This window comes from Nocardia sp. NPDC047654 (assembly GCF_043205035.1).
Lineage (GTDB): Bacteria > Actinomycetota > Actinomycetes > Mycobacteriales > Mycobacteriaceae > Nocardia.
The window spans coordinates 742,756-768,462 of the sequence record NZ_JBIDDF010000001.1; the positions used below are offsets into that span (position 1 = coordinate 742,756).

Sequence of the window (25,707 nt, forward strand, 5' to 3'; positions counted from 1 at the left end):
TCGTCGCCGTAACGGACTGCGGCATAGTCTGTCTCGGCCGGGCGCTGCCGGAAGTAGCGCTCTCGGTGCGGAAATGCTGGTCGATTGCCGCAGAGGCGGCCGATCAGCGATGTGGGCGAATCGAAAAGGGGCACCGCCACCCCTTCCGGATGCGAGCATGGGAGGGCGACGACCGTGGTCGCCGTGCTGAGAGGTGGTGGGGTGTGGCGGAGTTCGTGCAGGAGTATGCCGCGTTGCGGTGGGCGGCGGTGGCGGCGTTCGTGGTCGCCGCGGTGATCGTGCTGTCGCGGGTGGCGGCGCCCGCGGTGCCGTCCGCCGATCCCGTCGACGCGTTGCCGGATTCTTCCTCCGCCCGGGATGGCGCGGCCGGGCATTCCGAGTCCGACGCGGCCCATCTGGTGATGTGCCTGGTCATGCTCGGCATGCTGGTGTTCCCCTCGGGCGCGAGCCCGCACGCGTTGCGCGGCGTGCTGACGGCGATGGTCGTGGTCTTCGCCGGACTGTTGATGCTGCGCGCCGCCGAGCACGCCACCCAGGGGCGGGCGCTGCCGATCGACCGCTTGGTCCCGCTCGGCTACCACATCGCCGCCGCCGCGGCGATGCTCTACGCGATGTCCGGTCACACCGCCTCCGGCCACGTCGGCGGCCCGGCCGTCGGGCCCACGCTCGGTCTTGCCGCGCTGTTCCTCCTCGACGCACTCCTGGTCGCGGTCGCCGCCTGCACCGGCTGGGTGCATGCGCGGCCGTCGGGCCCGCTGAGGTTGCTCGCGCGTTCCGGCGGTTGCGTCGCCGCCCTCACCGGGCCCGCCGAACCGTGGGCGGCGGTGCCGCACGTGGTGATGGACGCCGGCACCGCTTACATGCTGGTGGCCGTGATCATTCGGTGACCGCGACCAATCCGGGTCCGCCCGCATACCGAACCCCTGTGCATGCAGGCACGGGATTCGGCCATGAGCAACGAACACGGTTCTGCTTCACCCCACCGATCGGGCGCCGCGGCACGCGCGAGAGAGGAATCCGATGGCCCGGCGCTCGCGTGCCCGCTGCCGACCGGCTACGACCGATCCCAGGCCACCCGGGCGAACCGTGAACTCGCCGCGTTGCTCGCCGCCACCGGCACCGGTGATCGTGCCGCGTTCACCGAGTTCTATCAGCTCACCAGCCCGCGGGTGTTCGGTCTGACCGTGCGGATCCTGCGCAGTCACGCCGCCGCCGAGGAGGTGACCCAGGAGGTCTACCTCCAGGTGTGGTCGATGGCCGACCGCTACGACGCCTCGCTGGCCAGTCCGGTCGGCTGGCTGATGATGCTCGCCCATCGCCGGGCGGTGGATCGGGTCCGCGCGGAGAGTTCGGCCACCAGCCGGGACCTGGTCTACGCACACGAGCATCTGGGCCGCGACCACGACGTCGTCGCGGAATCGGTCACCCAGCGCATCGAAGAGCAACAGGTGGCAGGCTGCCTGCAGAACCTGACCCCCACCCAGCGTGAGGCGATCGCGCTGGCGTACTACAGCGGGTGGACCTATCGCGAGGTCGCCGATCACCTCTCGGTGCCGTTGCCCACGATCAAGACCCGCATCCGCGACGGGCTGAAGAGATTGGAGAAGTGTTTGTCCGGGGAACGCACCGATGGTTGACGCCTCGCCACGGTCGGAGGCCGACCTCATCGACCTCGCCTACCCGTGCGCGCTGGACGCGGTCGCCGATATCGAGCGCAGGCATATCGATGCCCGCCTCGCGGCCGCAGACCCGGACGTGCGGCGGGCATTCTCCGACACCGTCTGGCAGGTGCGCGACGTCATGGGGCGGCTTGCCGTGCTCGACGAGTTCGCGCCGCCGCCGGAGCTGGAACGCCGCATCCTGGACGCGCTGCCCGACGAGCCCGCCGGGCCATCCGTCACGCGCCTTTCGGCGTGGCGGCGGCCGCTGCGCTGGGCTGTGCCGATCGCGGCCGTCGCGAGCCTGGTGTTCGGTGCAAGCGTGCTGACCGCGCAGTTCATCGGCTCGCCGTCCGATCCGGCCGCTGCCGACCAGGTGCAGGTGCACCCGGGTGTGCGGACGGTGAACGGCTCGTTCACCGGCGGCGGTGTGCTCGTCGTCGACGCCTCGCCCGAACTCGGGCGCGCGGTCGTCGTGTTCGACCGGGTCGCGCCGCCGCCTTCGGGTCGGGTGTATCAGATGTGGTTGGTCGGCTCCGATGGGCAAGCCCGCTCGGCCGGGGTGCTGAGCGACCTGCCCTCGACCGATCGGCCGTTCGTCACCGGCTTCCGCTCCGGCGACGTCCTCGCGGTGAGCGTCGAACCCGACGGCGGTTCCGACGTACCGAGCGGCGATCCGATCGTGGGCGTCACGCTGCCCTGAGCGGGGTCTAGATCTCCACCGGTTGGTCGCCGACGACTCGGCCGCCCAGGTGCACCCACCCGTCGGAGTCCCACCGGGTGAACAATTGCGAGCCTTTGCCCTGAGTGATGACCAGGCCTTTGCGCAGCAAGGCCGTCAACGCGACGGCCGCCGCTCCGGTCGCCTCGTCCTCGGAGATCCCCATGGTCGGCGCGAACATGCGCGAGCGCAGGACGGCGCGATGTTCGTCGGTCCACGCCCACAGGTAGTGCGGGCCGCCGGGGAACTCGTCCGGGCGCAGGGTGGCCAGCACCTCGGCGTCCTCCAGCTGATGGAAGGTGAACGGCGGAGCCCATTCGCCGCGAGCGGTGATCCAGGTCAATCCCTCGGTCAGTTCCACCGCCACCGGGCCCGCGGGCACAGCCAGGGTCCGCACGGGGATGCCCTGGGACGCGAACCACCACGCGGTCCCCACCGAGGGGTGTCCCGCGAACGGGAGCTCCACCGTGGGGGTGTAGATCCGCACCGAGACCGTGCCGTCGACCGGCTCCTCGACCACCACGGTCTCGCTGTAGCCGGCTTTGGCCGCCAGCGCCTGCCGATCGGCCGCGGCTACGTCGGCCGCCCGCGCGATACCCAGCTCGTTGCCGAAGCGCCCGGCCGCGTCGGTGAACACTCGCACCACATCAACCTGTGTGCTCATGCTCGACGAGCCTACCCGTGTGCCCCCGCCGGGGGCTGTCGGCCGGACCACATCGGGGACGCGAAAGAGGCCCCCGCCGCAGCACAGGGGCCTCTTTTCGAGCGAAATCAGATCGCGGCCGTGCTGAGCGCCTCGGTCGACTGCACCGCCTGGCCGACACCGGCCACGATGGCGGCGGCGCGCAGCGATTCGAAGATCACCTCGCGCGAGACGCCCGCTTCGCGCAGAGTGTGCTCGTGCGCCTCGAGGCAGTGCGCGCAGCCGTTGATCGAGGAGACCGCGAACGACCAGAGTTCGAAGTCGGCCTTGTCGACGCCGGGCGCACCGATGATCTGCATGCGCAGTCCCGCCCGCAGGTCGTCGTAGCGGCCGCCGAGAAACGCCTTGCCTCGGTAGAACACGTTGTTCATGCCCATGATCGAGGCGGCGCCGAGTGCGGCGTTGTACGCCTCCGCCGACAGTACGTCGGCGGCTTCCTCGGCGATCTCGCGCAGCGTGGTCGTCGACCGGGTCGCGGCCGCCGACGCCAGCAGGGTGCCCCACAGCTGCTGCTCGTTCAGCACGGTGGTGCGCGCGATGGATGACAAGTTGAGCTTGAGGTCCTTGGCGTACTCGGGAAGGGAGTTCTTCAGGTTCTCAATGCTCATTCGGCGATTCCTCTACTCGATGCGGCCCCGTACGGGGACCGGGTCGTTTCTCGATGATGTGGGGCGTACCCGAATCCCGGGTGCGAAGGGGTATTTCAGACGCTGGCGGCCAGAAGTTCACCGGCGTTGATGGTCGGATCGCCCTTCTTCCAGTTGCAGGCGCACAGCTCGTCGGACTGCAAAGCGTCCAGCACGCGCAGCACCTCGTCGACGTTGCGGCCCACGGAACCCGCGGTGACGGAGACGAACTGGATCTCGTTGTTCGGGTCGATGATGAAGGTGGCGCGGTCGGCGACGCCGTCGGCGTTGAGCACGCCGGTGGCGGTGGCCAGTTCACGCTTGAGGTCCGAGAGCATGGGGAAGGGGAGGGTCTTGAGATCCTCGTGCTGAGCGCGCCACTGGAAGTGCACGAACTCGTTGTCCACCGAGGCGCCGAGCACCTGCGCGTCCCGGTCCTCGAATTCGTCGTTGAGCTTGCCGAACGCGGCGATCTCGGTCGGGCACACGAAGGTGAAGTCCTTGGGCCAGAAGAAGACGATCCGCCACTTGCCCGCGTGGTCGTCGCTGGTGATCCGGGTGAAGTAGTCGTCAGGCTGCTGAGCGTCGACCTTCGACAGATCACCGCCGATGACGGCGGTGAGGTTGTATGCCGGGAATTGGTCGCCGATGGTCAGCAGGGCCATGCTCGTCTCCTCGTCAGGTTGTTTGCCAACTGTGTTCTGCGGTATTGCGGGGCCGTCGCGGTTCCACGAGCCACCGCCTCGGCCGGCACTCACACCGCCGGTGGAAAAGCTCACCGGCGATCTTGCCCAAGGGTGCGTAAAAGGTAAAGGTGATCAGTCGCACTACACTGATAGGCGTGACTGATCAGACTTATCAGCCCACCCTGTCACAGCTGCGTGCGTTCGTGGCGATCGCGGAATACCGCCATTTCGGCACCGCGGCCGCGCGCCTCGGTGTGAGTCAGCCCACGTTATCGCAGGCACTCGCCGCTCTGGAACACGGGCTCGGGCTCCAGCTGATCGAACGGAGCACCCGCCGCGTGCTCGTGACCGCCGCGGGGATGCGCTTGCTGCCCAAGGCGATGGCGACGCTGGAGGCCGCCGACCGCTTCGTCGCCTCGGCCACCGGTGACGGACTCGGCGGCACGCTGCGAATGGGCATCATCCCGACGGTCGCCCCCTATGTGCTGCCCGGGTTGCTGCCGGAACTGCGCAAGCGGCTACCCGAGCTGCGTCCGCAGATCGTCGAGGACCAGACCGCCCGGTTGCTGGACGGCCTGCGCACCGGCGTGCTCGACGTCGCGCTGCTGGCGGTGCCCACCGAGATGCCCGGCCTGGTCGAGATCCCGCTCTACACCGAGGAATTCGTGCTGGTCACGCCGCGCGGTCACGAGCTGGCCGGGCGCACCGATCTCGCGGCGGCGGTGCTGGACGCCCAGCCGCTGCTGTTGCTGGACGAGGGGCACTGCCTGCGCGATCAGACATTGGAGGCCTGCCGCTCGGCCGATGTGCACCCGGCCGCCGTCGGTGACACCCGGGCCGCGTCCCTGTCCACGGTGGTGCAGTGCGTCGCCGGTGGACTCGGCGTGACGCTGATCCCGCAGATGGCCGTCGCGACGGAAACCGCGCGCGGCACATTGGATGTCGCGCACTTCGGCGCCCCCGCCCCCGGCCGTACCATCGGCCTGGTCTTCCGTACTTCCACTGCTCGGGCCGATGATTACGAATATCTGGCCGCCATCGTCCGCGCTCAGCGGCCGATGTAGCCGCGCAGCCCGGGAGAGCGCGTCGAGCCAGGGTGAGAGGAGGCGCGAGGTGGCATCGGCGGCGTGGGGCGACGGGCGGCTGGGCCGCCTGTCCGGACGGGATGAGGCGCTGTTCGTCTACGGCACGCTGCAGTTTCCCGAAGTGCTGGAGACGCTGCTCGGGCGAGTCCCGCCGAGTGAACCGGCCGAGCTGACCGGTTGGCGCGCCGCCGCGCTGCCGCGGCGGATCTACCCGGGGCTGGTCGGCGCCCCTCTCGGCCGCACCCGTGGTGCGGTGCTGAGCGGTCTGACCGCGGCGGAGTGGACGATCCTCGACGCGTTCGAGGACGACGAGTACGACCTGCGCCGAGTGTGCGTCGAGCACCGGAATGTTCCGGTGTGGACCTATGTCTGGACGGTGGCGGCGGATCCGGCGGATTGGCAGCGGGAGCGGTTCGCCGCCGAGCATCTCGCGCAATTCGCCGCTCGCTCCGCGCGGTGGCGCCGAGATCCGGCGAGCTTCCCGGATCAGGCCGGGCCGGGATGGTCGGGGCCCTCGACGTGAGACGCACGGACACCGTCTCTTGCCATTCCAAGACGACCGGTCGTATATTCAACGCATGGCACGACCACGGCGCAGCGAAGACACTCGGCGGCTTCTGGTCGAAGAGGGTGCCGCGGGTTTCCTGACCAGCGGCTATCACGGCACCGGGATCAAACAGATCCTCGACCGGGTCGGGGTGCCGAAGGGTTCGTTCTACAACTACTTCGACAGCAAGGAGAGTTTCGGGCGCGCGATCATCGAGCACCACTCCCGCTGTGTCCAACGCAACCTGACCGAGGCGTTCGCCGACGCGCCGGACCCGGTGAGCGGTTTGCGGGCGTTCTTCGGGCGGCTGATGGACGACTTCGTCGCGTCCGATTTCACCGGCGGCTGCCTCATCGCGAATCTGGGCGGCGAGCTGGAAGGCAGTGAGCTGCTGCGGGAATCGTTGTCGAAGGCATGGGCCGCGTGGCGCGACCGTATCGCCGAGCAACTCGCGCAGGGGCAGCGTCTGGGCATGATCCGCGCTGACATCGAGGCGGGTGAACTGGCGGATCTGCTGCTCGAATCCTGGGAGGGGGCGGTGATCAGGATGAAGATCGATCGCACCCTCGGCCCGCTGCGCAAGTGCCTGGATCGCCTGCTGGGCGACTACTTCCTGCCCTGATCAGGGCGTCACACTCATCCGGCGTCTTCGGCCAACCGTTCAAAGACGACCGGTCGTATATGAAAGGACAAGCGATGGCGAAGACGGTCATCGTGACCGGTTCCTCCAGTGGGATCGGCCGCGATATCGCACGGGCATTCGTGGAACGCGGCGCCAACGTCGTGCTCAACGGGCGTGACGAGGCGAAGCTGACGGAGGTGGCCGCCGCACTCGGCGCGCCGGAACGAGTGGCCACGGTGGCGGGCGATATCGGCGCGGCCGCTACCGGAGCGACTTTGGTCGGCGTCGCCGTCGAGCGGTTCGGCGGCGTGGACGTGCTGGTCAACAACGCGGGCACCTTCGGAGCCAAACCGTTTGTGGAGGTCACCGAGGGAGATCTGGACGGCTATCTGAACGGAAACCTCAAAGGCACCTACTTCACCACGCAGGCCGTGGTGCGGCGATTCCTGGCGCAAGCGAGAGGCGGCAGCATCGTCAATATCGGCACCGTGCTGATCGACCATGCCCTCGCCGGGCTGCCCGCCACGGCGGCCCTGGTCAGCAAGGGCGGCGTGCACGCGCTGACCACCAGCCTGGCCGCCGAACTCGCCGCCGACGGCATCCGGGTCAACGCGGTCGCCCCCGGCATCATCCGCACGCCGCTGTTCGGCGACGGCGACGAACCGGCCTCCGCCGGGCTGGCACTGCTCAACCGCATCGGCGAAGTCGCCGAAACGACGGCCGCGGTGCTGTATCTCGCCGATGCGGAATTCACGACCGGACACATCCTCCCCGTCGACGGCGGGTTCATCGCTGGAAGGGCGGCCTGAAATGCCGTACGTGAACATCAAGGTCACCGACGAAGGCGTGACCCGCGAACAGAAGGCGCGGCTGATCGAGGGCGTCACCGATCTGCTGTACGACGTGCTCGGCAAGGCGCCCTCGAGCACCTACGTCGTGATCGACGAAGTCGCCCTGTCGAATTGGGGTGTCGGCGGGGTCGACGTCGAGCGGTGGCGCGAGCAGCGCTCCTGAACCGCGAATTCTCTGCCGGACAACTCGTCACGAGGAAGTCGCACCGGAACCGTTACGTTCCCCTCTGGCGCCGAGATCTCGATACGGCCTATACAGCCCGATACAGGGGAGCCGCGGTGCCGACTTCTCTATCGAACGCCGAATGCGCCGGCCCGATCGGGACCGGCGCATTCGAGTGCCTCGGCCTAGACCCGCAGCGCGTGCGGTTCGATCGCTCCGCGCACCAGCGCCCGCGCGTCGATGGTCTCGGGCCGGTAGGGCAACCGCTCCAGACGATCGGTCATCCCGCCGACCGGATCATCGACCGTGTCCACCAGTCCGAACAGGAACGACCACTCGTGCTCGTCGCTGCCGTAGTGGACGACGGTGCCGAACTGCTCGTGGAAACGCTCCCAGGACCGCTTCAGCGTCTCGTTGCGCCACATCGTCGCGCAGCCGGCCTGGGCGCACAGCACCCCGCCGGGTGCGAGCAGCGCACGACATCGGGACAGGAACTCCGCCTCGTAGAGTCGATTGTGCTGCGCGTCCTCGACGCGCTCGTCCGGCAGGTCGATCACGATGACGTCGTAGCGGGTGCCCGCCTGCGCGGCCGTGGCCAGGAAGTCCCAGCCGTCGGCGTAATGCACCTTGATCGGTCCATCGCCCTCGACGGCGGCGGCCAGCTCGTCGCTGGAGTAGCCGTAGGGCAGGTGCCGGGCGCACAGCTCCACCTCGAGCTGGTCGATGTCGACGTGGTCGACGTGGGTGGCGCCCGCGGCGACCGACATCTGACTGGCGACACCCTCGCCGGAGCCGATGATCAGCACTTTGTCCAGCTTCTCGGCCAGCACGAAGGCGGGGACCATCATCGCCTCGTGGTAGGTGAGCTGGGAGAACTCGGTGGACTGCCGGTCGTCGTCGGAGAACAGGCTGATGCCCTGCTCGGTCCGCGCGATGACCATGTGCTGGAACGGGGTGTGGGTGTCGACGATCACCTCGTGCAGGTCCCAGATGCGGGTCAGGCCCGCGCCCACCGGTTCCTCGATCCGCTGGCTGCCGTGTCCCCTACGGATGACCTGCATGCGAACATCCTTGGGAGCCAACGCGTCCCGCAGTAGCTCGACCGCTTTCGACGCGCCCGCGCCGATGCTGCCGCAGGTGAACACGTCGACGAAGATGTCGCCGGACTCCGGATAAGTGTGAATCGAGGCGTGGGACTCCGACAACAGCGCGAGGACGGTCACCCCCTGCGGTTCGAACTTCTTGTGTACGACATCGCAGATGGTGACGCCCGCCGCGATCAGAGACTCACGCAACGCCGATTCGAGTCGTTCGAGATCGTCGCAGAGGTCTGCGTCGACACCACCGAACTCGGCCAGCACATGCCAACCGGTGAATTCCGCCGTCATGGGCAAACTCACTCTCGCTCAGCGCCCGAGACATGAACGGTCAAGGGCGGAAAACCATTGAATGACACCGACGAATAGCTCGCGGTATAGGCGCCGGTGTCGAGGATTCGAACGCGATCACCGGCTCGCAACGTGGTCGGTAGGAGGACTCGCGTGCGTTGATACAGTACATCGTCGCCGTCGCAGGTCGGACCGGCCACCACCGCCTCGTCGACGGGGTCGCCGTCCCGGTCGGTGACGAACCGGTAGGCGATGTACTCGTTCTCCGTCTCGGCCATTCCGTTGTAGCGGCCGATGTCGAGATACACCCAGCGCCGTCCGTCCGGCGCGGTGCGGACGCCGACGACCTCGGCGTGAATCGTGCCCGCCGAACCGACCAGTGCCCGGCCCGGTTCGACGACCAATCCGGTATCCCCGGAAAGGAATTCGGCTGCGGCGTGCTTGACCACAGCGGCAATCTCGCCCAGCCCGGGCGCGGGGTCGGCGTAGGAAATCGGTAACCCGCCGCCGATGTTCACCGAACCGACCGCGATGTCCTTGTCGGCCAGCGCCTCGGCGATCCGGCCCGCCTGCTCGATGCCGATCCGCCAGGCGGCGGGGTCCAGTTGCTGGGAGCCGACGTGGAAGTAGGGCCCCGCGACCACGAGCCCGAGATCGCGGGCGCGGACCAGCAGCCGCAACGCCTCACCCGGGCTGCAACCGAACTTCGTGCCGAACGGGGTGCGCGACTCCGGCGCCGAGGCGAGGAACCGGCACTCCACCTCGGAGCCGGGCGCGTGCTCGGCTATGCGCAGCAGGTCGTCCTCGGTGTCGAAGGCGAAGCGGCGCACGCCCGAGGCATAGGCCCGGGCGATATGCGCGGCCTTCTTGATGGGGTTGCCGTAGCACAACCGCTGCGGCGCCACCCCGAGCCCGAGGCAGAGGTCGATCTCGCCGATACTGGCGACATCGAATTCCGCGCCCTCCTCGTCGAGCAGGCGCACGATCGCCGGCACCGGGCTCGCCTTCACGGCGAAACGGATCCTCGTCGCGGCGCCCGTGTCCGCGGACAGGGCGGCATCGAGCGCGCGGTAATTCTGGCGGACACGCTCGGGATGGATGACAAGGTAGGGCGATTCGGGCATAGTTGATCTTTCGCTTGGGCAGCGGGGGAGAGAGTATCAGCGGCCCGTACCCAGAAACGAATCCGTCGAAACCTGGGTTCGCCACATGGTCGCGCACCCCCGTCCTCCTGGCGCGACGGGGCTGCTGACCTGCGTGGACATGGGACCGATGGGTGATGCGGGCTCAGCCGGCGGACACGGTGACGTCGTCGAAGACGACTTCGCCCGCGGCGTCGGACTCGGCGAGATCGACCACCGCGTCGATCGACCAGCCGTGCTCGCCCGCCGGGTCGTCCAGCACCTGGCGCACCTGCCAGAATCCGGGTCTTCGTTCCACCTGGAACAATTGCGGACCTCGGGCGTCGGGGCCCGTGCCGATCCGCTCGTACTCCGCGTAGTAGTCCGCGAGCGCCTCGGCCCAGTCCGGTCCGGGGCTCAGTTCTGCCAGTTCGTCCCAGCGTCGCAGTGCGGCCAGTTCGACGCGGCGGAACATCGCGTTACGGACCATGACCCGGAAGGCGCGCTCGTTGGCGGTGATCGGGCGCACCGTTTCCGCGCCGAAGGCGAGCTGGTCGGCGTCGGTCTCCGCACCCGGGTTGGTCAGTTGCTCCCACTCGTCGAGCAGGCTCGAATCCACTTGGCGCACAAGTTCTCCGAGCCATTCGGTGATGTCGTCGAGTTCCTCGGTGCGCGCCGACTCGGGCACGGTCCGCCGCAGCGCGCGGTAGGCGTCGGCGAGGTAGCGCAGCACCACGCCCTCGGAGCGGGCCAGCTCGTAGAAGGAGATCAGCTCCGCGAAGGTCATGGCGCGTTCGATCATGTCGCGCACCACCGATTTGGGTGCGGGCGCGAATTCCGACACCCACGGGTGGCCTGCGCGATAGGTCTCGTACGCCGGTTCGATCAGCTCGGCCAGCGGTTTGGGCCAGGTCACCTCTTCGAGCAGTTCCATCCGCTCGTCGTAGTCGATGCCGTCGGCCTTCATCTCCGCGATGGCCTCGCCGCGAGCCTTGTGCTGCTGGGCCATCAGCAGCTGGCGCGGATCCTCCAAGGTGGATTCGATGAGCGACACCACGTCGAGGGTATAACTCGGAGACTGTTTGTCCAGCAGATCCAGCGCGGCCAGCGCGAACGGCGACAGCGGCTGGTCGAGGGCGAAATCGCGCTGCAGGTCGACGGTCAGGCGGGCGCGGCGGCCGTGGGCGTCCGGCTCCGGCAGTTGCTGCACCACCCCGGCGTCGCGCAGCGCGCGATACAGCCGGATGGCGCGCAGGATGTGCCTGCGCTGGGCGGGACGTGGCTCGTGGTTGTCCTCGAGCAGGTGACGCATGGCGGTGAAGCAGTTGCCCGGCCTGGCGATCACGTTCAGCAGCATGGCGTTGGTCACCGTGAAACGCGACACCATCGGCTCGGGCTGCGCGGCCACCAAGCGGTCGAAGGTCTCCTCGCTCCAGGACACGAAGCCTTCCGGCGGTTTGCGTCGCTGCACCTTGCGCTGTTTCTTGGGATCGTCGCCCGCCTTGGCCAGCAACCGGGTGTTCTCCACCTCGTGTTCGGGAGCCTGCACCACCACGGTGCCCATGGTGTCGTAACCGGCCCGGCCCGCACGGCCCGCGATCTGATGGAACTCCCGTGCCTTGAGCCTGCGGGTGCGCACACCGTCGAACTTGGTCAGCCCGGTGAGCAGCACCGTGCGGATGGGCACGTTGATGCCGACGCCGAGGGTGTCGGTGCCGCACACCACCTTCAGCAGACCGTCCTGGGCCAGACGTTCCACCAGGCGCCGGTACTTCGGCAGCATGCCCGCGTGATGCACGCCGATGCCGTGCCGGATCAGTCGCGACAGGGTCTTGCCGAAGCCCGCGGCGAACCGGAACTCGCACAGCGCGCCGGCGATCGCGTCCTTCTCGGCGCGCGTCGCGAAATTCACGCTGGTCAGCGCCTGCGCGCGCCCCAGCGCGGCGGCCTGGGTGAAGTGCACGACGTACACCGGGGCCTGGTGGGTGGTGACCAGTTCCTCGAGGGTCTCGGTGATCGGGGTGCGGGCGTAGGAGAAGCTCAGCGGCACCGGGCGCTCGGTACCCGCGACGATCGCGGTGGAGCGGCCGGTCCGGCGCTCCAGGTCGCGGGCGAAGAAGTCGACCTCGCCGAGCGTGGCCGACATGAGCAGGAACTGGGCGCGGGGCAGTTCCAGCAACGGAACCTGCCAGGCCCACCCCCGGTCGGGGTCGGAATAGAAGTGGAACTCGTCCATCACGACTTGGCCGACGGCGGCGTCCGCGCCCTCGCGCAGCGCCAGGTTGGCCAGGATCTCCGCGGTCGCGCAGATGATCGGCGCCTCCGGATTCACCGCGGCGTCGCCGGTGACCATGCCGACGCGTTCGGCGCCGAATACCTCGCAGAGAGCGAAGAATTTCTCGCTCACCAGCGCCTTGATCGGGGCGGTGTAGTAGGTGCGCAGCCCCTGGGTGAGGGCGAAGAGATGCGCGCCGACCGCGACAAGCGATTTCCCGGAACCGGTTGGGGTGGCGAGGATGACGTTGGATCCGGATGCCAGCTCGAGCAGCGCCTCGTCCTGCGCCGGGTAGAGCGGAGTGCCCTGCTCGGCGGCCCACATTCCGAACGACTCGTAGAGCGCGTCGGCGTCGGTCCCCGGGATGTCGAGCAGTTCGTTCAGATCCACTCCGACCACCCTACGGCCTCGCCGGCGGGCGGCCGTGCAGGGGCGACAGGGATCCGGCTGCCGCGCGGCTCAGTCCTGCTCGCCCTCGTCCTCGCCCTTGTCGCGGCTCTGCTCGGCGAGGAACCGCTCGAACTCGGCGCCCAGTTCGTCGCCGCTCGGCAACTCGCCGTCACCCACCAGCAGGCTCGACTGCCGCTCCTGCGCGGTGACGAAGCTGTCGTACTGCCGTTCCAGGGCGTGCACGACGGTCTCCACCTCGGCGTTGCCCGCGATGTGCTCGTTGACCTGTTCACGCACCCGGGCGGCGGCCTCGCCCAGCGCGGCCAGCGGGAACTCAAGGCCCGCGTTGTCGGCGACGTTCTCCAGCAGCGTCTGCGCGGCCTCCGGGTAGGCGGTCTGCGCCAAGTAGTGCGGCACGTGCACGGAGAAGCCGACCGACTCGTGCCCGTGCTGCGCCATGCGGAATTCCAGCAGCGACGACGCGCTGCCCGGCACCTGCAACTCGCCGGGCCACCGCTGGTGGTCGGAGATCAGGTCGCGATCGGAGGAATGCGCGGTCACGCCGAGTGGTCGGGTGTGCGGAATGGCCATCGGGATGGCGCTGAGACCGATGCTGCGGCGCACGCCCAGCTGTTCGGCGAGCAGTCGCACCGCCGTAGTGAACTTCTCCCAGCGTAGGTCCGGCTCCAGGCCCGCGAGCAACAGGAACGGGGTGCCAGCGGTGTCCCGGAGAGCCCAGAGGTTGAGTTCCGGCTCGGCGTAATCGGAGAAATGATCGGTCTTGAACGTCATGAGCGGACGGCGCGACCGATAGTCCAGCAGCTCGTCCACGTCGAACGAGGCGACCAGTTCGCTTTCGAGGCTCTCGCGCAGGTGCGTGGTCGCCAGCCGTACCGCGTGCCCGGCGTCGGTGAAGCCCTCCAGCCCGTGCACCAAGACCGGGCCCGCGCCGTCGGCGGACGACAGCTGCGGAGCGGGGAACTCCAGTTCGTACATTCGCGACTCGTAGTCCATCGCGTACTCCTTCCTGCGCGGCTCCTGCGGCCCGGGCGCGTACCTCACGCGCCAGTGTGGTTGCCTGCCCGATCGTTCGCCACCCTTGCTGGTGGTGCGAGACGAGCAGTCGTCCGGACCGGGGACCGCTGTCCATTGTCCCCCATGTCGTGGCGGTCACCGCGCACGGCCGGACACCGACCCGTACTCCGAGGCAACAGCATCGGTGGCTCGTGCATTCCCGGCCCGGCGGCGTGGCATCGCCGACTGGACACCAGGAGTTTGGCACAGTGGGGGTGTGACCGTGGCGGATTCGAGGCGCATGCGGCCGGGCTGGGTGGCGCCCGTCGTCTGCGCGGTGCTGCTCGCAGGATGCGGGTCGACGGTACCGGGGCGCCCGGTCTCGTCGGTGCCCGCTACCGTCACCCGGCATGTGAGCGCCGAACTACCGACGCTGTTGCCGGATGCGAACCAGTTCCCCCCGCCCTACACGGCGGTGGTGCTGCCGCAAGAAGCCGTGGCGCAGGCGGCGGGCGATCTGGACGGCATGGGCCGCGGTGCGAATGTCCAGCCCGGCCGCTGTGCGCCGCCGGATCAGGACTTCGGCCCCGAGCACACCGCCATGGCGGTCGGCACGGACGATGCCACGCGCGCCACGCTGACCGTCGAATTGACGCGCACCGGCGAACCGTTGACGGCATTGCGCGCCCGGCTGGAGCAGTGTGGATCGGTGCGGGTGCAGCGAGCAGGCGCCGCCACAACGGTGACGACCGAGCAGGCTTCGCCACCGCCGATCGACGCCGACGACGCCCTTTCGCTGCGCAGGACCGTGCGGCCAGAGGCGGGAGGCACCCGGCTGATCCAGTCCATGCGCACCCACGTCGCGCAGACCGGAGATGTGCGAGTCTCGGTGACGTATATGTCCTTCGCCGATGACGAACCGGATACCGCGGCGTTGAATGCGCTGTTCGCCACCGCGGTGCGCAAAGTGCGCGAGAGATAGCGGGCAGAGTCGGCACCGTAGCAGGCGCCACCGACACGAAGTGCGATACGTCCGTCGTGCCGGTCGAGTCGTGCACAGTGTGAAGCGAAATCCCCAGGGCGGCGGAATCACCAGGTCGGCGGCGCGGGCCGGAGACAGCCGGGCCGCATGGTCGAAGCATGACCAATTCCGCGACCCCGTTTCCCGCTCCCGAACCGGTCGATGCCGGCTGTGCGGGCAAGGACGACACCTTCCGACCGGGAACCGGCAGTCACCGTTCGTCGCCTTCCGGCGTTTCTTCCGAGGCCGAGGTGTGCGTCTCTCCCGCCGCCATGGTTGCGCCGCACTCCTCTTCGCATACCGCGCAGAGCGGAACAAGCGCATGGAACCCCGGTGGCGCGGCCGGCGATGCCCGATGCCGTGATGAACCTCCGCCGTTCCGGAATACGTCCGATCACGTTGTGTGCGTGGACGACCCGGCGGAGTTGATCGCCGGTGTGCCCGCCATGCTGGGCTTCACCCCGGAACGGTCGGTGGTCGTGCTCGTCCTTCGGCACGGGACGGCGGGTGGTGCGATAGTCGACGCGGTGGTGCGGTTCGATCTGGACTCGCCCAGCGGGCGGCGGGTACGGGGCGCGACATTGGCGGCGGCGGTCGCGCGGATCTGCGCGCACGACGAGGCGGCCGAGGTCCTGGCCGTCGTCGTGGACGAACGCGCCGTGGAACCGGGGGCGGGCGCCGACCGGCCGGGCTGCGCGACCGGACGATTCGATGTGCTGGTCGGCTCGCTCGGCAGGAGGTTGGCGGCGTGCGACATCTCGCTCGGCGGGGTGTGGGCGGTGCGTGCGATCGCCGCCGGGCAGCGCTGGTGGACGCTTGCGGGGCCGCAGCGGCACGGGGTGCTCCGGGATCCGGCGGCCTCGCTGGTGACGCTGACCCACGTGCTGGATGGCAGGCCGATCCGCGGTTCGCGTTCCGAACTCACCGCACTGGTCGCGCGGGACCCGCTCGCCCAGGCCGAGGTGGCCGCGCATCTACCGGACGCGCTCGCACGCGCGCGTGAACGCTATGCGCGGGCCGCGCGTCGCGGCGATCCGATCGGATACAGCAGGCAAGCGCTCGACCATGTGCTGTGGCAGATCGCCAACGCCGCCTCGGGCGCCGCGCTGATGGCGCCCGAGCTCGCGAAAATAGCGACAGCCCTGCGCGATAGGGCGGTGCGGGATTCGATGTTCGCCTTGGCCGTCGGTGACAACGCCGACGCGGCCGAGGCGGTGTGGGCCGCGCTGACCCGTTCGCTGCCCGGCGCCGATCGCGCCGAGGCCGCCGCTCTGCTCGGCTACAGCGCCTACGTCCGTGGCGATGGACCGTTGGCGGGCATCGCGTTGGAGGCCGCGTTGGAGGCGGACCCCGGACACCCGATGGCGATGCTGCTCGATACCTCGCTGCGCCTGGGCATGCGCCCGGAACAGTTGCGCAGGCTCGCGCACAGTGGCTACCGAACCGCCGCCGGTCTCGGTATCGACCTGGGCGCGCCGACGTCGTGAAACCCGTTGCCCCACTCAGCGGTTATTTCGCGCTGTGCGCGCGGGGGCCGAGCGCCTGGAGGAAAGCCCAGGCGTCGGTGACGATCTCGTCGAGATCGTTGTGTTCGGGACGCCAACCGAGCTCGGTGATGGCACGTTCGCTGGACGCGATGAGCGTCGCCGGGTCGCCCGGGCGGCGGGGCGCGTCCTGCGCGGTGATCGGCAGGCCGGTGACGCGCTCACAGGCCGAGATCACTTCGCGAACGGAGAATCCGGTGCCGCTGCCGAGGTTGTAGATCCGATGGGTCCCCGCTTCGGCGGTCGCCAAAGCCAGCAGATGGGCCTGAGCGAGGTCGCGGATGTGAATGTAATCGCGGACCGCGGTGCCGTCGGGGGTGGGCCAATCGGTGCCGAAAACCGAGATCGCCTTGCGATGCCCCGCCGCGACCTGCAACACCAGGGGGATGAGATGCGTTTCCACCACCCGGTTCTCGCCGAGGCCACCGTAGGCGCCGGCCACATTGAAGTACCGCAGGCTGGTCGCCGCCAGCCCGTGCGCGACCGCGTAGGAGGTGATGGCGTGGTCGATGGCCAGCTTAGACGCGCCGTACGGATTGGTCGGGCGGGTCGGAGCGTCCTCGGTGATCGGGACCTGCTCCGGTTCCCCGTAGACCGCCGCGGTGGAGGAGAAGACCAGCCGTGGCGTTCCCGCGCGCCGCATGGCCTCCAGCAGTTCGAACGTCTTCACCACATTGCCGTGCCAGTATTTCTCCGGCTGCTGCACCGACTCGCCGACCAGCGACTGCGCCGCGAAATGCAGGACTCCGTCGAAGGGTTCGGCGGCCAGCAGCCGGGGCGCGGCGACCGCCACGTCACCCTCGACGAACCGGGCAGCGGAAGGGACGCCGTCGGCATTACCGGTGGACAGATCATCGACCACGACCACGTCGTGGCCGGCTTCCAGCAGGACCTGGGCGCAGACGCCGCCGACGTAGCCCGCGCCACCTGTGACGAGAAGTTTCACGCCTCAGGCCAGCTTCACCTGGACGGCGTGCGCCATCTCGTCGGGCAGTTCGAAGCCGTCGTGGCCGGGCACAGTGATGACCACCGACCCCTGTTTCGTCTCCACCGTGACGCGGGCGTCGGGGACCACGCCCGCCTCGCGCAGCCGGCCGATGACCTCCGGGTCGGTCTGGATGTGCTCGGCGAGCCTGCGCACGACGACGGCGTGCAGCTGGCCGTGCGGCAGATCGGACAGGCGCAGCAGCGTCTCGTCGGCGGAGGCGGGCGGAATGATGCCCAGCTCGTCCAAGCCGGGGATGGGGTTGCCGTACGGGGAGGTGGTGGGGTGGTTGAGCACCTCGACCAGGCGGCGCTCGACGTCTTCGCTCATCACGTGCTCCCAGCGACAGGCCTCCGCGTGCACGTTCTGCCAGTCGAGGCCGATGATGTCGACGAGCAGCCGTTCGGCCAGCCGGTGCTTGCGCATGACCGCGACGGCCATGCTGCGCCCCTTGTCGGTCAGCTCGAGATGACGGTCTCCGGCGACCAGCAGCAAACCGTCGCGTTCCATCCGCGCGACGGTCTGGCTCACGGTGGGACCACTCTGTTCGAGGCGCTCGGCGATCCGGGCGCGCAGGGGCACCACGCCCTCCTCTTCGAGGTCGTAGATGGTACGGAGATACATCTCCGTGGTGTCGACCAGATCCTTCACCTGTTACCCCTTCGTCGGCACGAATTCTACCCACGCACGACGGCACCCCCGTGTGCCGGATCGTGTCGCTCCACGCCGCGCACGACATTCCGGCGGCATTGTGGCAACCCGATCGGCGCACGGCAGGCGGCCATGAGCGTCTTTCTTGTATTTGTACTGCATAGGAACGTTTCGCGGGGTTCCTTGCTTCCCGCTAGCGTTGCGATCATGGCCACTGCACCGCGCGGCGAACCTCAGGCGCCGACCTCGCCCGGGACGAGCCGGTCCGGAACCGTCGTCTGGAGCGAGCGGTTCCTGGATTACACCTGGACTCCAGAGCATCCGATGCAGCCGGCGCGACTGAAGTTCACCATGGCGCTGGCCGGGAGTCTCGGATTGCTCGAGGGTGTCGAGCTGCTCGAGCCCGCCGCCGCCGGGCGTCCGGATCTGCTGCGTATCCACACGCCCGACTACCTCGACGCGGTCGAACGCGCCGTGCCGCCGGTCGGTTCGCCGGCCGCGCCGCCCTACGGGCTCGGTTCCCCGGACAATCCGGTGTTTCCGCGTATGCACGAGGCCGCGTCCACGATCGTCGGCGGCACCCTGGCCGCGGCCAGGGAGATCGCCGAGGGCCGTACTAAGCGGGCGGTGAGCATCGGCGGTGGCATGCATCACGCGATGCCCGACTCGGCGGCCGGCTTCTGCGTGTACAACGACCCGGCGGTGGCCATCTCCTGGCTGCTGGATCACGGTTTCGACCGGATCGCCTACATCGACGTGGACGTGCACCACGGCGACGGCGTGCAGCGTGCCTTCTACGCCGACCCCCGGGTGCTGACCATCTCGCTACACCAGCATCCGGCCACCCTGTGGCCCAACACCGGTTGGCCGGAGGAGACCGGCGCGGGTGCGGCGGAAGGCACCTCGATCAACCTGCCGCTGTTGCCCGGCACGCGGGATGCGCAGTGGCTGCGTGGTTTCCACGCGGTGGTCCCCGGCGCGGTGGCGGCGTTCGGTCCGCAGATCGTGGTCAGCCAGTGCGGGGTGGACACACACCGCGAAGACCCGCTGGCCGACTTGGAACTCACCGTCGACGGGCAGCGCGCGGCCTTCCGCGCCATGCGCGAACTCGCCGACCGTTATGCCGAAGGACGTTGGCTGGCCGTCGGCGGTGGTGGATACGGCCTGGTCCGGGTGGTGCCGCGGGCGTGGACCCACTTGCTGGCCACCGCGTTGGACCGCACCGTCGATCCGGCGACGCCGATTCCGCAGGACTGGATCGACTCGATCCGCGCGGCGGCGCCGCGGGCGGAGCCGCCGCGCACCATGGGCGACGGCGGCGACGTCGCCTACCGTCCGTGGGACGGCCCCGGCGGCACCGGTGAGACCGGTGACGCGCGGGCCGACCGTGCCCAACGTGCCGTCGACATGGCCGTGCTGGCCACCCGCCGAGCGACTTTCGGGTTGCTAGGTCTGGACCCGGAGGACCCTCGTGACTGATTTCCCCGATACCTCGGACACTCCCGCCACCCCGCCCCCGCCGCCGCAGCACTGGTTCGCCGACGTGCTGGCCTCCGACGGCGGCGTCGTCCGACTGCGCCCGATCACTCCCGGCGACGCCGAGCGGCTGCAGGAGTTCCACGGCGCACTGTCGGATCGCACCAGGTACCTGCGGTATTTCGGCCCCTACCCGCGGATCTCGCCGAAAGACCTGTACCGCACCACGCATGTCGACTATCACGACCGGGTCGGGCTGGTTCTCGAACTGGGCGAGGCGATCGTCGCGGTGGGCCGCTACGAACTGCTGGAACGGGACGGGCCGCGGGCGGCGGAAGTCGCGTTCGTGGTCGCCGACGGGCATCAGGGACGCGGGTTGGGCTCGATCCTGCTGGAGCATCTGGCGGGTGCCGCCGCCGAGAACAAGATCGAGACCTTCGTCGCCGAGGTGCTCGCCGAGAACACCGTGATGGTGACGGTTTTCCGCGACGCGGGCTATCAGGTCGAGCGCAGCAGGGACGGATCGGTCCTGCACCTCGAGTTCGCCATCGACCCCAGCGAAGCGCTGCTCTCGGTACGCGATTCGCGCGAACGCGCTTCGGAGGCGCGCAGCGTGGGCAATCTGCTCGCGCCGCGGTCGGTCGCCGTGATCGGGGCGACCCCCGCACCTGGGCGCGTCGGCGGTGCGGTGCTGGCGAATCTGCTGTCGGGTGTGTTCCAAGGACCGGTGTTCCCGGTGAACCCGAACCGCAGATCGGTGCGCGGGGTGCGGGCGTACGCCACGGTCCGGGAAATCCCCGACGAGGTCGATCTCGCCGTGGTCGCCGTGCCGCCCGCGGCGATCGGATCGGTGCTCGACGACTGCATGGCCAAGGGAGTCAAGGGTCTCGTGGTGCTGACAGCGGGTTTCGCCGAGACCGGCGAAGGGGGTCTGGCAGCCGAACGCGAACTCGTGGCCGCGGCCCGCGGTCACGGCATGCGCGTGGTCGGGCCGAGCGCCCTCGGCATCGCGAACACCGACCCGGCGATCGGCATGAACGCGACCCTCGCCACGGTGTTGCCCGGGCGCGGACGCATCGGATTCTTCTGCCAGTCCGGGCCCTTGGGCGCGGCCATCCTGGGCGAGGCGGCGGCGCGCAATCTCGGCTTGTCGACGTTCGTGTCGGCGGGCAATCGCGCCGACGTCTCGGGCAACGACCTACTGCAGTACTGGGACAGCGACCCGGCCACCGATGTGGTGCTGCTGTATCTGGAGAGCTTCGGCAATCCACGCAAGTTCTCCCGGATCGCGCGCCGGGTGGCCCGGACCAAACCGATCGTCGCCGTGAGCAGCGGCCGCTCGGTCGCGCAGCCCGCGGGGGACATGGACCGTTCGATTGTGCGGGATCTGTTCGCGCAAGCGGGCATCGTCCAGGTCGACTCGATTTCCGAATTGTTCGACTGCGCCGCGCTGCTGGGCTATCAGCCGCTACCGCGCGGCTCGCGTCTGGCGGTCGTCGGCAACAGCACGGCGCTCAACTGGCTGGCCGTCGACGCGGCGCGGGGCGAGGGCCTGCAGGTCGGCGAGCCGGTCAACCTCGGCCCGCAGGCGACGCCGGGCGCGTACCTGGACGCACTGGTCGCGGCCCTGCGGTCGGATGAGACAGACGCCGTGATCGTGGTTTTCGCGCCCCCGGTGCCGCTGCCGACCGCCGGTTTCGCCGACGCGATCCGGGCGGCGGCGGCCGCGGTGCCCGAGTCGGGCAAACCGATTCTCACGACGTTCGTCGCCGAGCAAGGAATCCCGAACCTGCTCGCAGTGCGCGGTCCAGGGGCGACGGCGGCGCACGGGTCGATCCCGTCGTATCCCGATCCCGAGCGCGCGGCGCGGGCCCTGGCGCGGGTGCGGCGATACGCCGAGTGGCGGACCAGGCCCGTGTCGCCGGTGGTGCGGCCGCAGGGCATCGACACCGACCGCGCGCGCCGATTGGTGGCCGACTGGATGGCCGGGTCGGGCGGGCGGTGGCTCACCGATCTCGAGACGGTGGAACTGCTGGCCTGCTACGGCATTTCGGTTGTGCGATTCCGTGAGGTACGCAGCGCCGAGGAGGCGGTGGCGGCCGCCGAGGAACTCAGCTATCCGGTGGCGGCCAAGGCGACCGGTGAATTGTGGCGGCGCAGGCCGGATCTCACGGGCGTCCGGCTCGATCTGTGGCGACCGGAAGCGGTGCGGCAGGGATACGCGGATCTGGCGGAGTTGTGCGGTGATCCCGTACTGCATATCCAGAAGATGGCTACGAAGGGAGTCGGCTGCATTCTGCGTGTGCAGGACGATCCCTCGTTCGGCTCGGTGATCGAGTTCGGCCTGTCCGGCCTGATCATCGAATTGCTCGGCGACCGCGCCTATCGGGCGCTGCCGTTGACCGCCGACGAGGCGACGGCCCTGATCGACGCCCCGCGGGCCGCGCCCCTGCTGTCGGGCACTCCCGCGAGCCCGCGGGTGGACAAAGCAGCGTTGGCCGAGTTGGCCCAGCGCATTTCAGCCCTGTTCGACGATCTCCCAGAGATGCGGGAACTGTCCTTCGACCCGGTGCTGGCCTCACCGACCTCGGCGGAGATCCTCTACGCCCGTGGCCGCATCGGCCCGGAGCCGAGTCGTTTCGATACCGGTCCGCGCCGGCTCGGCTGAGCAGGCCGAGTCACCCCGGGCGAGCTGTCCGCCGGGAGGGTGGCGTGGCTGAGACGTCGGCTCACACAAGTCACAAGCGGGATGTCCGATAACGGACGATCCCTCGCACCGCGATTTGGGGATGCCACATTCGTCCTGAGAAAGGCCCAGCTCGCCATGAAGATTCGCAGCCTTGCCCTGTTGTCGTTGCTCGTGACGGCGCTGACCGCGTGTTCGGTCAGGATCGGTACGCCGAAAGTCGAAGAGGCCGATCTGGAGAGGTCGGTAAAGGATTCGCTCACCGAGAAGGTCGGGCAGGAACCCGACGCCATCGACTGCCCCGGCGATCTCACCGGCAAGGAAGGAACGACCATGCGCTGCACGCTGACCGCGGGCGGGGACACCCTCGGTGTGATGCTGACGGTGACCTCGGTCGACGGTGACACCGTGAAGTACGACATCGCGGTGGATCAGAGCTGAGCCCAGCGGACCGACGTGGGGGAAGTACGACACCGCCGACCGGCTCGCGCGACACCCGGAGGGGGCGGGCACGCGCGCTTACCGGTCGGCGCGGAGAGGTGACCAGGGCGGAAACGGGTCACCGAGCCGAACGCCGGCGCTGTCTCGACGCAGCCGGCGCCGGAATGATCAGCTGGCGTAGGCGCGGAGCCGATCGGCCCGCTCGCCCTTGCGCAGCTTCGACATGACTTCACGCTCGATCTGGCGCACCCGCTCGCGGGAGAGGCCGAAGAGCTTGCCGATCTGGTCCAGCGTGCGCGGCTGGCCGTCGTCCAAGCCGAACCGCAGCCGGATGACCTGCTGTTCGCGCTCGTCCAAGGTGGCGAGCACGCTGCGCACGTCATGGTGCAGCAGGCCTGCGATGACCGCAGACTCGGCCGAGGTGGCCTCGGAATCCTCGATGAAATCGCCCAGCGGGGCCTCTTCGTCGTTGCCGACCGGCATGTCCAGGCTCACCGGGTCACGGCTGTGGTCGAGCAAATCGGAGATCTTGTCGACCGGGATGCCGGATTCGCGGGCCAGTTCCTCGTCGGTGGCCTCGCGCCCCAGTTGCTGGTGCAGTTCGCGCTTGATCCTGGCCAGCTTGTTCACCTGCTCGACGAGGTGGACGGGCAGGCGGATGGTGCGGCTCTGGTCGGCCATACCGCGGGTGATGGCCTGCCGGATCCACCAGGTGGCGTAGGTGGAGAATTTGAAGCCCTTGGCATAGTCGAACTTCTCCATGGCACGGATCAACCCGAGGTTGCCCTCCTGGATCAGGTCGAGCAGCGGCATGCCGCGGCCGGTGTAACGCTTGGCGAGCGAGACAACAAGGCGCAGGTTGGCTTCCAGCAGATGAGACCGGGCGGCCTGACCGTCGCGCACGATGATCGCGAGATCACGCTTGCGGGTCGCCGACAGTCGCTTGCCGGTTTCCAGCAGGTTTTGCGCGTAGAGGCCCGCCTCGATGCGCTTGGCCAGCTCGACCTCGTCGGCAGCGGTGAGCAGCGCGGTGCGGCCGATCCCGTTCAGGTACACGCGTACCAGGTCGGCGGCAGGGCTCTGAGCGTCGAGGTCCGAATCGCTGATGCGCACACGAGTGGTGGCGGGGCTTGTCATGACTTGCCTCCTGTCGGTGGTGTCTCACTCCGATAAACGGACCCGACAGAAAGAAAGTTCCCCGTTACGGCTGGCATAAACCGCTCTGAGCAGCGGTTTTCGCCCCTCTCGTCTGAGAAGTTCCTGAGAAGCACCGCAGCGCGGGGACAATCTCCCGCCAGGACCCGCACCGACCGGCGCGCGGTCGCCGTGTGATCACACGGGCCTGATCAATCCGTGCCGTACCAATCCGGTGACCACGGACAACGCGTCGGCCGCGAACTCGGCGCTCACCTGCTCCGATCCGTGCGCGAGCGCCAGCAGCTCGATCAGCTCGTACAACGGCAGGCCCTCGGCGTGCATTCCCGCCAGCAGTGCGATCGTGGCCTCATCCACTTCGTGCTGCCAGCGGGGCCCGTCGCCGCGGTGCAATCGTGCCACCTCCGGCGCCCAGCCCTCGGCGCCCCGCAGATACACCCGTTCCAGCGCTGTCGCCGGGTCCACGGCGAAACGCGAAGACCAGGCGAGACTTTCGTCACCGGCGACAGCGCGCAACCAGGCCGAGCGCTCGAAATACCGGACGGCCTCCTCGCCGAGCGGATCGTCGAAGCCGTGGGTGAGATCCTCGGCGAGCAGTTCGGTGGGCCCGTCGATGCTGCGCAGGTAGACGAAGCCGAACCCGATTCCCTCGACGTCGGCGGCCTCGAAAGCGTCCAGCCAGCGCTCCGCGCGAGCCTGCGCGGCCGGATCTCGCGGATCCGCTCCCGCGTCCCGCAACCAGGTGCCCACATACAGCGCGGGATCGGCGACGTCGCGTTGCACCACCCAGGCGTCCACGCCGTGCGCGGGCAACCAGGAGGAGACCCGCCCGCGCCAATCCTCGTTCTCGACATGGATCCACGCGGCGAGCATCGCGGCGGTGCCACCGGGGGCGAGCAGGTCGGCGGCCTGCGCGATCACCAGTTCGCTCGCGCCGTCGAGCGCGAGGCCGGAATCGCGATAGGTGTGCTCGACGCGCCCGGGACCCACCACGAAGGGCGGATTGGCCACCACCTGGTCGAAGCGCCTGCCCCGCACCGGTTCGAACCAGGAACCCTCGATCAGTTCGATGTCCAGCTCGTTGAGCGCCGCGGTGGCCTCGGCCAGCCACAGCGCCCGGGGATTGACATCGGTGGCGGTCACGCGCCGCGCGTAGGACGCGGCGTGCACCGCCTGTACGCCGCAGCCGGTGCCGAGATCGAGCACCGTGCCCACCGGCCGGGTGGGTGTGGCGCGCAGCAGCGAAAGGGAGGCGTGGCCGACGCCGAGGACGTGCTCCTCGGTCAGGGTGCGCCGGTGCATCGAATCGTCGAGGTCGGACAGGACCCATCGGGTGCCGGCGCCCGCGTCCAGCGGCCGCAGGTCGAGCGCCGCCCGCACCTGGTCGCCGTCGCGGTCGAGCAGGCCCGCGGCGACCGCGCGGTCGATTGCCACGGGCGCGAGCGCCCCGGCCACCTCCCGTTCGGGCAGCGCGTCGCCGAGCAGCAGAAGGCGGATCAGCGTGCCCAGTTCCCCGGCTCGGCGTGCCGCGCGGCGCACCGGCACCGGCTCCGACCGGCCCAGCGCGGCGTGCGCGTCGCCGAGTACCTCGAGCAGGGTGTCGGCGTCGTAGCCCACCCTGGTCAGCGCGGTCCGCAGGTCCGGGCACAGCGCGGTGAGCAGCGATCCGGTGGTCGTCGATCGGTTCGTAGACACACCGGTACTCTGCCACCGCGACCACCGGACCCGGATCGAGCGCCCACTGTGTCACGGGACCTCGACGTGGTGTGTCCCCGCGACGGGACTGTGGGATGTCGTCCGTGCGTCCGTGCGTCCGTGCGTCCGTGCGTCCGTGCGTCCGTGCGTCCGTGCGTCCGTGCGTCCGTGCGTCCGTGCGTCCGTGCGTCCGTGCGTCCGTC

General features: G+C 69.2%; 24 protein-coding genes. 13 read left to right on the plus strand and 11 right to left on the minus strand.

Features of this window, described 5'->3' with window-relative positions:
• The first annotated feature begins 203 nt into the window (after positions 1-203).
• From ACGF7Y_RS03530 to ACGF7Y_RS03540, 3 genes are all read left to right on the plus strand, one after another.
• A complete protein-coding gene (locus ACGF7Y_RS03530) occupies positions 204-887 on the plus strand; it encodes a DUF5134 domain-containing protein (RefSeq protein WP_393228772.1) in 684 nt (227 codons plus the stop codon).
• A gap of 63 nt (positions 888-950) precedes the next feature.
• Positions 951-1,637 (plus strand): ECF RNA polymerase sigma factor SigK, encoded by a 687-nt coding sequence (gene sigK, locus ACGF7Y_RS03535; protein ID WP_245663758.1) that lies wholly within the window; start codon positions 951-953, stop codon positions 1,635-1,637.
• Positions 1,630-2,361: an anti-sigma factor domain-containing protein gene (locus tag ACGF7Y_RS03540; protein ID WP_393228774.1), complete on the plus strand. Its 732-nt coding sequence runs from the start codon at positions 1,630-1,632 to the stop codon at positions 2,359-2,361. The genes sigK and ACGF7Y_RS03540 overlap by 8 nt, the downstream gene beginning before the upstream one ends.
• Before the next feature lie 7 nt (positions 2,362-2,368).
• Here ACGF7Y_RS03540 and ACGF7Y_RS03545 read toward each other — a convergent pair whose 3' ends face one another.
• The 3 genes from ACGF7Y_RS03545 to ACGF7Y_RS03555 all read right to left on the minus strand — a co-directional run bounded on the left by ACGF7Y_RS03545 (position 2,369) and on the right by ACGF7Y_RS03555 (position 4,373).
• Positions 2,369-3,043 (minus strand): PhzF family phenazine biosynthesis protein, encoded by a 675-nt coding sequence (locus tag ACGF7Y_RS03545; RefSeq protein ID WP_393228776.1) that lies wholly within the window; start codon positions 3,041-3,043, stop codon positions 2,369-2,371.
• Positions 3,044-3,150: 107 nt separating this feature from the next.
• Positions 3,151-3,690, minus strand: coding sequence for a carboxymuconolactone decarboxylase family protein (locus ACGF7Y_RS03550; protein WP_357115914.1), 540 nt, complete (start codon positions 3,688-3,690; stop codon positions 3,151-3,153).
• A gap of 95 nt (positions 3,691-3,785) precedes the next feature.
• Positions 3,786-4,373 (minus strand): peroxiredoxin, encoded by a 588-nt coding sequence (locus tag ACGF7Y_RS03555; protein ID WP_040867866.1) that lies wholly within the window; start codon positions 4,371-4,373, stop codon positions 3,786-3,788.
• 176 nt (positions 4,374-4,549) lie between these two features.
• Between ACGF7Y_RS03555 and ACGF7Y_RS03560 the strand changes: the two genes are divergently transcribed.
• The 5 genes from ACGF7Y_RS03560 (at position 4,550) to ACGF7Y_RS03580 (ending at position 7,662) form a co-directional block, all read left to right on the plus strand.
• Complete coding sequence (locus ACGF7Y_RS03560; protein WP_062973964.1) at positions 4,550-5,458, plus strand: hydrogen peroxide-inducible genes activator; 909 nt, start codon at positions 4,550-4,552, stop codon at positions 5,456-5,458.
• Positions 5,459-5,507: 49 nt separating this feature from the next.
• Positions 5,508-6,002 (plus strand): gamma-glutamylcyclotransferase family protein, encoded by a 495-nt coding sequence (locus tag ACGF7Y_RS03565; protein WP_393228778.1) that lies wholly within the window; start codon positions 5,508-5,510, stop codon positions 6,000-6,002.
• A gap of 55 nt (positions 6,003-6,057) precedes the next feature.
• Positions 6,058-6,648 carry a TetR/AcrR family transcriptional regulator gene (locus tag ACGF7Y_RS03570; protein WP_393228780.1) on the plus strand — a complete coding sequence of 197 codons (591 nt, stop codon included), beginning with the start codon at positions 6,058-6,060 and terminating at the stop codon, positions 6,646-6,648.
• A 74-nt stretch (positions 6,649-6,722) separates the two neighbouring features.
• Positions 6,723-7,457 (plus strand): SDR family NAD(P)-dependent oxidoreductase, encoded by a 735-nt coding sequence (locus tag ACGF7Y_RS03575; protein ID WP_393228782.1) that lies wholly within the window; start codon positions 6,723-6,725, stop codon positions 7,455-7,457.
• 1 nt (position 7,458) lies between these two features.
• Positions 7,459-7,662, plus strand: coding sequence for a 4-oxalocrotonate tautomerase family protein (locus tag ACGF7Y_RS03580; protein WP_393228784.1), 204 nt, complete (start codon positions 7,459-7,461; stop codon positions 7,660-7,662).
• Between the two features lie 185 nt (positions 7,663-7,847).
• Here ACGF7Y_RS03580 and speD read toward each other — a convergent pair whose 3' ends face one another.
• From speD to ACGF7Y_RS03600, 4 genes are all read right to left on the minus strand, one after another.
• Entirely contained in the window at positions 7,848-9,050 is a 1,203-nt protein-coding gene (gene speD / locus ACGF7Y_RS03585; protein WP_393228786.1) for an adenosylmethionine decarboxylase, read from the minus strand.
• 8 nt (positions 9,051-9,058) lie between these two features.
• Positions 9,059-10,174 carry a type III PLP-dependent enzyme gene (locus tag ACGF7Y_RS03590; protein ID WP_391462356.1) on the minus strand — a complete coding sequence of 372 codons (1,116 nt, stop codon included), beginning with the start codon at positions 10,172-10,174 and terminating at the stop codon, positions 9,059-9,061.
• 163 nt (positions 10,175-10,337) lie between these two features.
• Complete coding sequence (locus tag ACGF7Y_RS03595; protein WP_393228789.1) at positions 10,338-12,836, minus strand: DEAD/DEAH box helicase; 2,499 nt, start codon at positions 12,834-12,836, stop codon at positions 10,338-10,340.
• 69 nt (positions 12,837-12,905) lie between these two features.
• The gene (locus ACGF7Y_RS03600; RefSeq protein WP_040867985.1) at positions 12,906-13,850 is read right to left on the minus strand and encodes a PAC2 family protein; all 945 of its coding nucleotides are present in this window, start codon (positions 13,848-13,850) and stop codon (positions 12,906-12,908) included.
• A gap of 277 nt (positions 13,851-14,127) precedes the next feature.
• On the opposite strand from ACGF7Y_RS03600, the gene ACGF7Y_RS03605 reads away from it, so the two are divergent.
• The gene (locus ACGF7Y_RS03605; RefSeq protein ID WP_393228791.1) at positions 14,128-14,832 is read left to right on the plus strand and encodes a sensor domain-containing protein; all 705 of its coding nucleotides are present in this window, start codon (positions 14,128-14,130) and stop codon (positions 14,830-14,832) included.
• A 446-nt stretch (positions 14,833-15,278) separates the two neighbouring features.
• Positions 15,279-16,358 carry a DUF4192 domain-containing protein gene (locus ACGF7Y_RS03610; protein WP_393228793.1) on the plus strand — a complete coding sequence of 360 codons (1,080 nt, stop codon included), beginning with the start codon at positions 15,279-15,281 and terminating at the stop codon, positions 16,356-16,358.
• A 22-nt stretch (positions 16,359-16,380) separates the two neighbouring features.
• Here ACGF7Y_RS03610 and galE read toward each other — a convergent pair whose 3' ends face one another.
• Both galE and ACGF7Y_RS03620 read right to left on the minus strand, forming a co-directional pair.
• On the minus strand, positions 16,381-17,361 hold the full coding sequence (galE, locus tag ACGF7Y_RS03615; protein ID WP_393228795.1) for a UDP-glucose 4-epimerase GalE: 981 nt from the start codon (positions 17,359-17,361) through the stop codon (positions 16,381-16,383).
• A 3-nt stretch (positions 17,362-17,364) separates the two neighbouring features.
• Positions 17,365-18,051 carry an iron dependent repressor, metal binding and dimerization domain protein gene (locus ACGF7Y_RS03620; RefSeq protein ID WP_393228797.1) on the minus strand — a complete coding sequence of 229 codons (687 nt, stop codon included), beginning with the start codon at positions 18,049-18,051 and terminating at the stop codon, positions 17,365-17,367.
• Positions 18,052-18,258: 207 nt separating this feature from the next.
• Between ACGF7Y_RS03620 and ACGF7Y_RS03625 the strand changes: the two genes are divergently transcribed.
• The 3 genes from ACGF7Y_RS03625 (at position 18,259) to ACGF7Y_RS03635 (ending at position 22,654) form a co-directional block, all read left to right on the plus strand.
• A complete protein-coding gene (locus ACGF7Y_RS03625) occupies positions 18,259-19,530 on the plus strand; it encodes an acetoin utilization protein AcuC (RefSeq protein WP_393228799.1) in 1,272 nt (423 codons plus the stop codon).
• Positions 19,523-22,195, plus strand: a complete 2,673-nt coding sequence (locus ACGF7Y_RS03630; RefSeq protein ID WP_393228801.1) for a GNAT family N-acetyltransferase — start codon at positions 19,523-19,525, stop codon at positions 22,193-22,195. The genes ACGF7Y_RS03625 and ACGF7Y_RS03630 overlap by 8 nt, the downstream gene beginning before the upstream one ends.
• A gap of 156 nt (positions 22,196-22,351) precedes the next feature.
• A complete protein-coding gene (locus tag ACGF7Y_RS03635; protein WP_393228803.1) occupies positions 22,352-22,654 on the plus strand; it encodes a DUF4333 domain-containing protein in 303 nt (100 codons plus the stop codon).
• A 168-nt stretch (positions 22,655-22,822) separates the two neighbouring features.
• Here the strand turns inward: ACGF7Y_RS03635 and ACGF7Y_RS03640 are convergent, their stop codons facing one another.
• A complete protein-coding gene (locus tag ACGF7Y_RS03640; RefSeq protein ID WP_393228805.1) occupies positions 22,823-23,791 on the minus strand; it encodes a sigma-70 family RNA polymerase sigma factor in 969 nt (322 codons plus the stop codon).
• A 195-nt stretch (positions 23,792-23,986) separates the two neighbouring features.
• Positions 23,987-25,504: a methyltransferase gene (locus ACGF7Y_RS03645; protein WP_393228807.1), complete on the minus strand. Its 1,518-nt coding sequence runs from the start codon at positions 25,502-25,504 to the stop codon at positions 23,987-23,989.
• Positions 25,505-25,707: the final 203 nt, after the last annotated feature.

Coding starts and splice junctions, on each gene's coding strand:
- ACGF7Y_RS03545 (WP_393228776.1), bottom strand. CDS start 3,043: ATGAGCACACAGGTTGATGTGGTGCGAGTGTTCACCGACGCGGCCGGG.
- sigK (WP_245663758.1), top strand. CDS start 951: ATGAGCAACGAACACGGTTCTGCTTCACCCCACCGATCGGGCGCCGCG.
- ACGF7Y_RS03635 (WP_393228803.1), top strand. CDS start 22,352: ATGAAGATTCGCAGCCTTGCCCTGTTGTCGTTGCTCGTGACGGCGCTG.
- ACGF7Y_RS03540 (WP_393228774.1), top strand. CDS start 1,630: ATGGTTGACGCCTCGCCACGGTCGGAGGCCGACCTCATCGACCTCGCC.
- ACGF7Y_RS03550 (WP_357115914.1), bottom strand. CDS start 3,690: ATGAGCATTGAGAACCTGAAGAACTCCCTTCCCGAGTACGCCAAGGAC.
- ACGF7Y_RS03580 (WP_393228784.1), top strand. CDS start 7,459: ATGCCGTACGTGAACATCAAGGTCACCGACGAAGGCGTGACCCGCGAA.
- ACGF7Y_RS03570 (WP_393228780.1), top strand. CDS start 6,058: ATGGCACGACCACGGCGCAGCGAAGACACTCGGCGGCTTCTGGTCGAA.
- ACGF7Y_RS03590 (WP_391462356.1), bottom strand. CDS start 10,174: ATGCCCGAATCGCCCTACCTTGTCATCCATCCCGAGCGTGTCCGCCAG.
- ACGF7Y_RS03555 (WP_040867866.1), bottom strand. CDS start 4,373: ATGGCCCTGCTGACCATCGGCGACCAATTCCCGGCATACAACCTCACC.
- ACGF7Y_RS03625 (WP_393228799.1), top strand. CDS start 18,259: ATGGCCACTGCACCGCGCGGCGAACCTCAGGCGCCGACCTCGCCCGGG.
- ACGF7Y_RS03640 (WP_393228805.1), bottom strand. CDS start 23,791: ATGACAAGCCCCGCCACCACTCGTGTGCGCATCAGCGATTCGGACCTC.
- ACGF7Y_RS03575 (WP_393228782.1), top strand. CDS start 6,723: ATGGCGAAGACGGTCATCGTGACCGGTTCCTCCAGTGGGATCGGCCGC.
- speD (WP_393228786.1), bottom strand. CDS start 9,050: ATGACGGCGGAATTCACCGGTTGGCATGTGCTGGCCGAGTTCGGTGGT.
- ACGF7Y_RS03600 (WP_040867985.1), bottom strand. CDS start 13,850: ATGGACTACGAGTCGCGAATGTACGAACTGGAGTTCCCCGCTCCGCAG.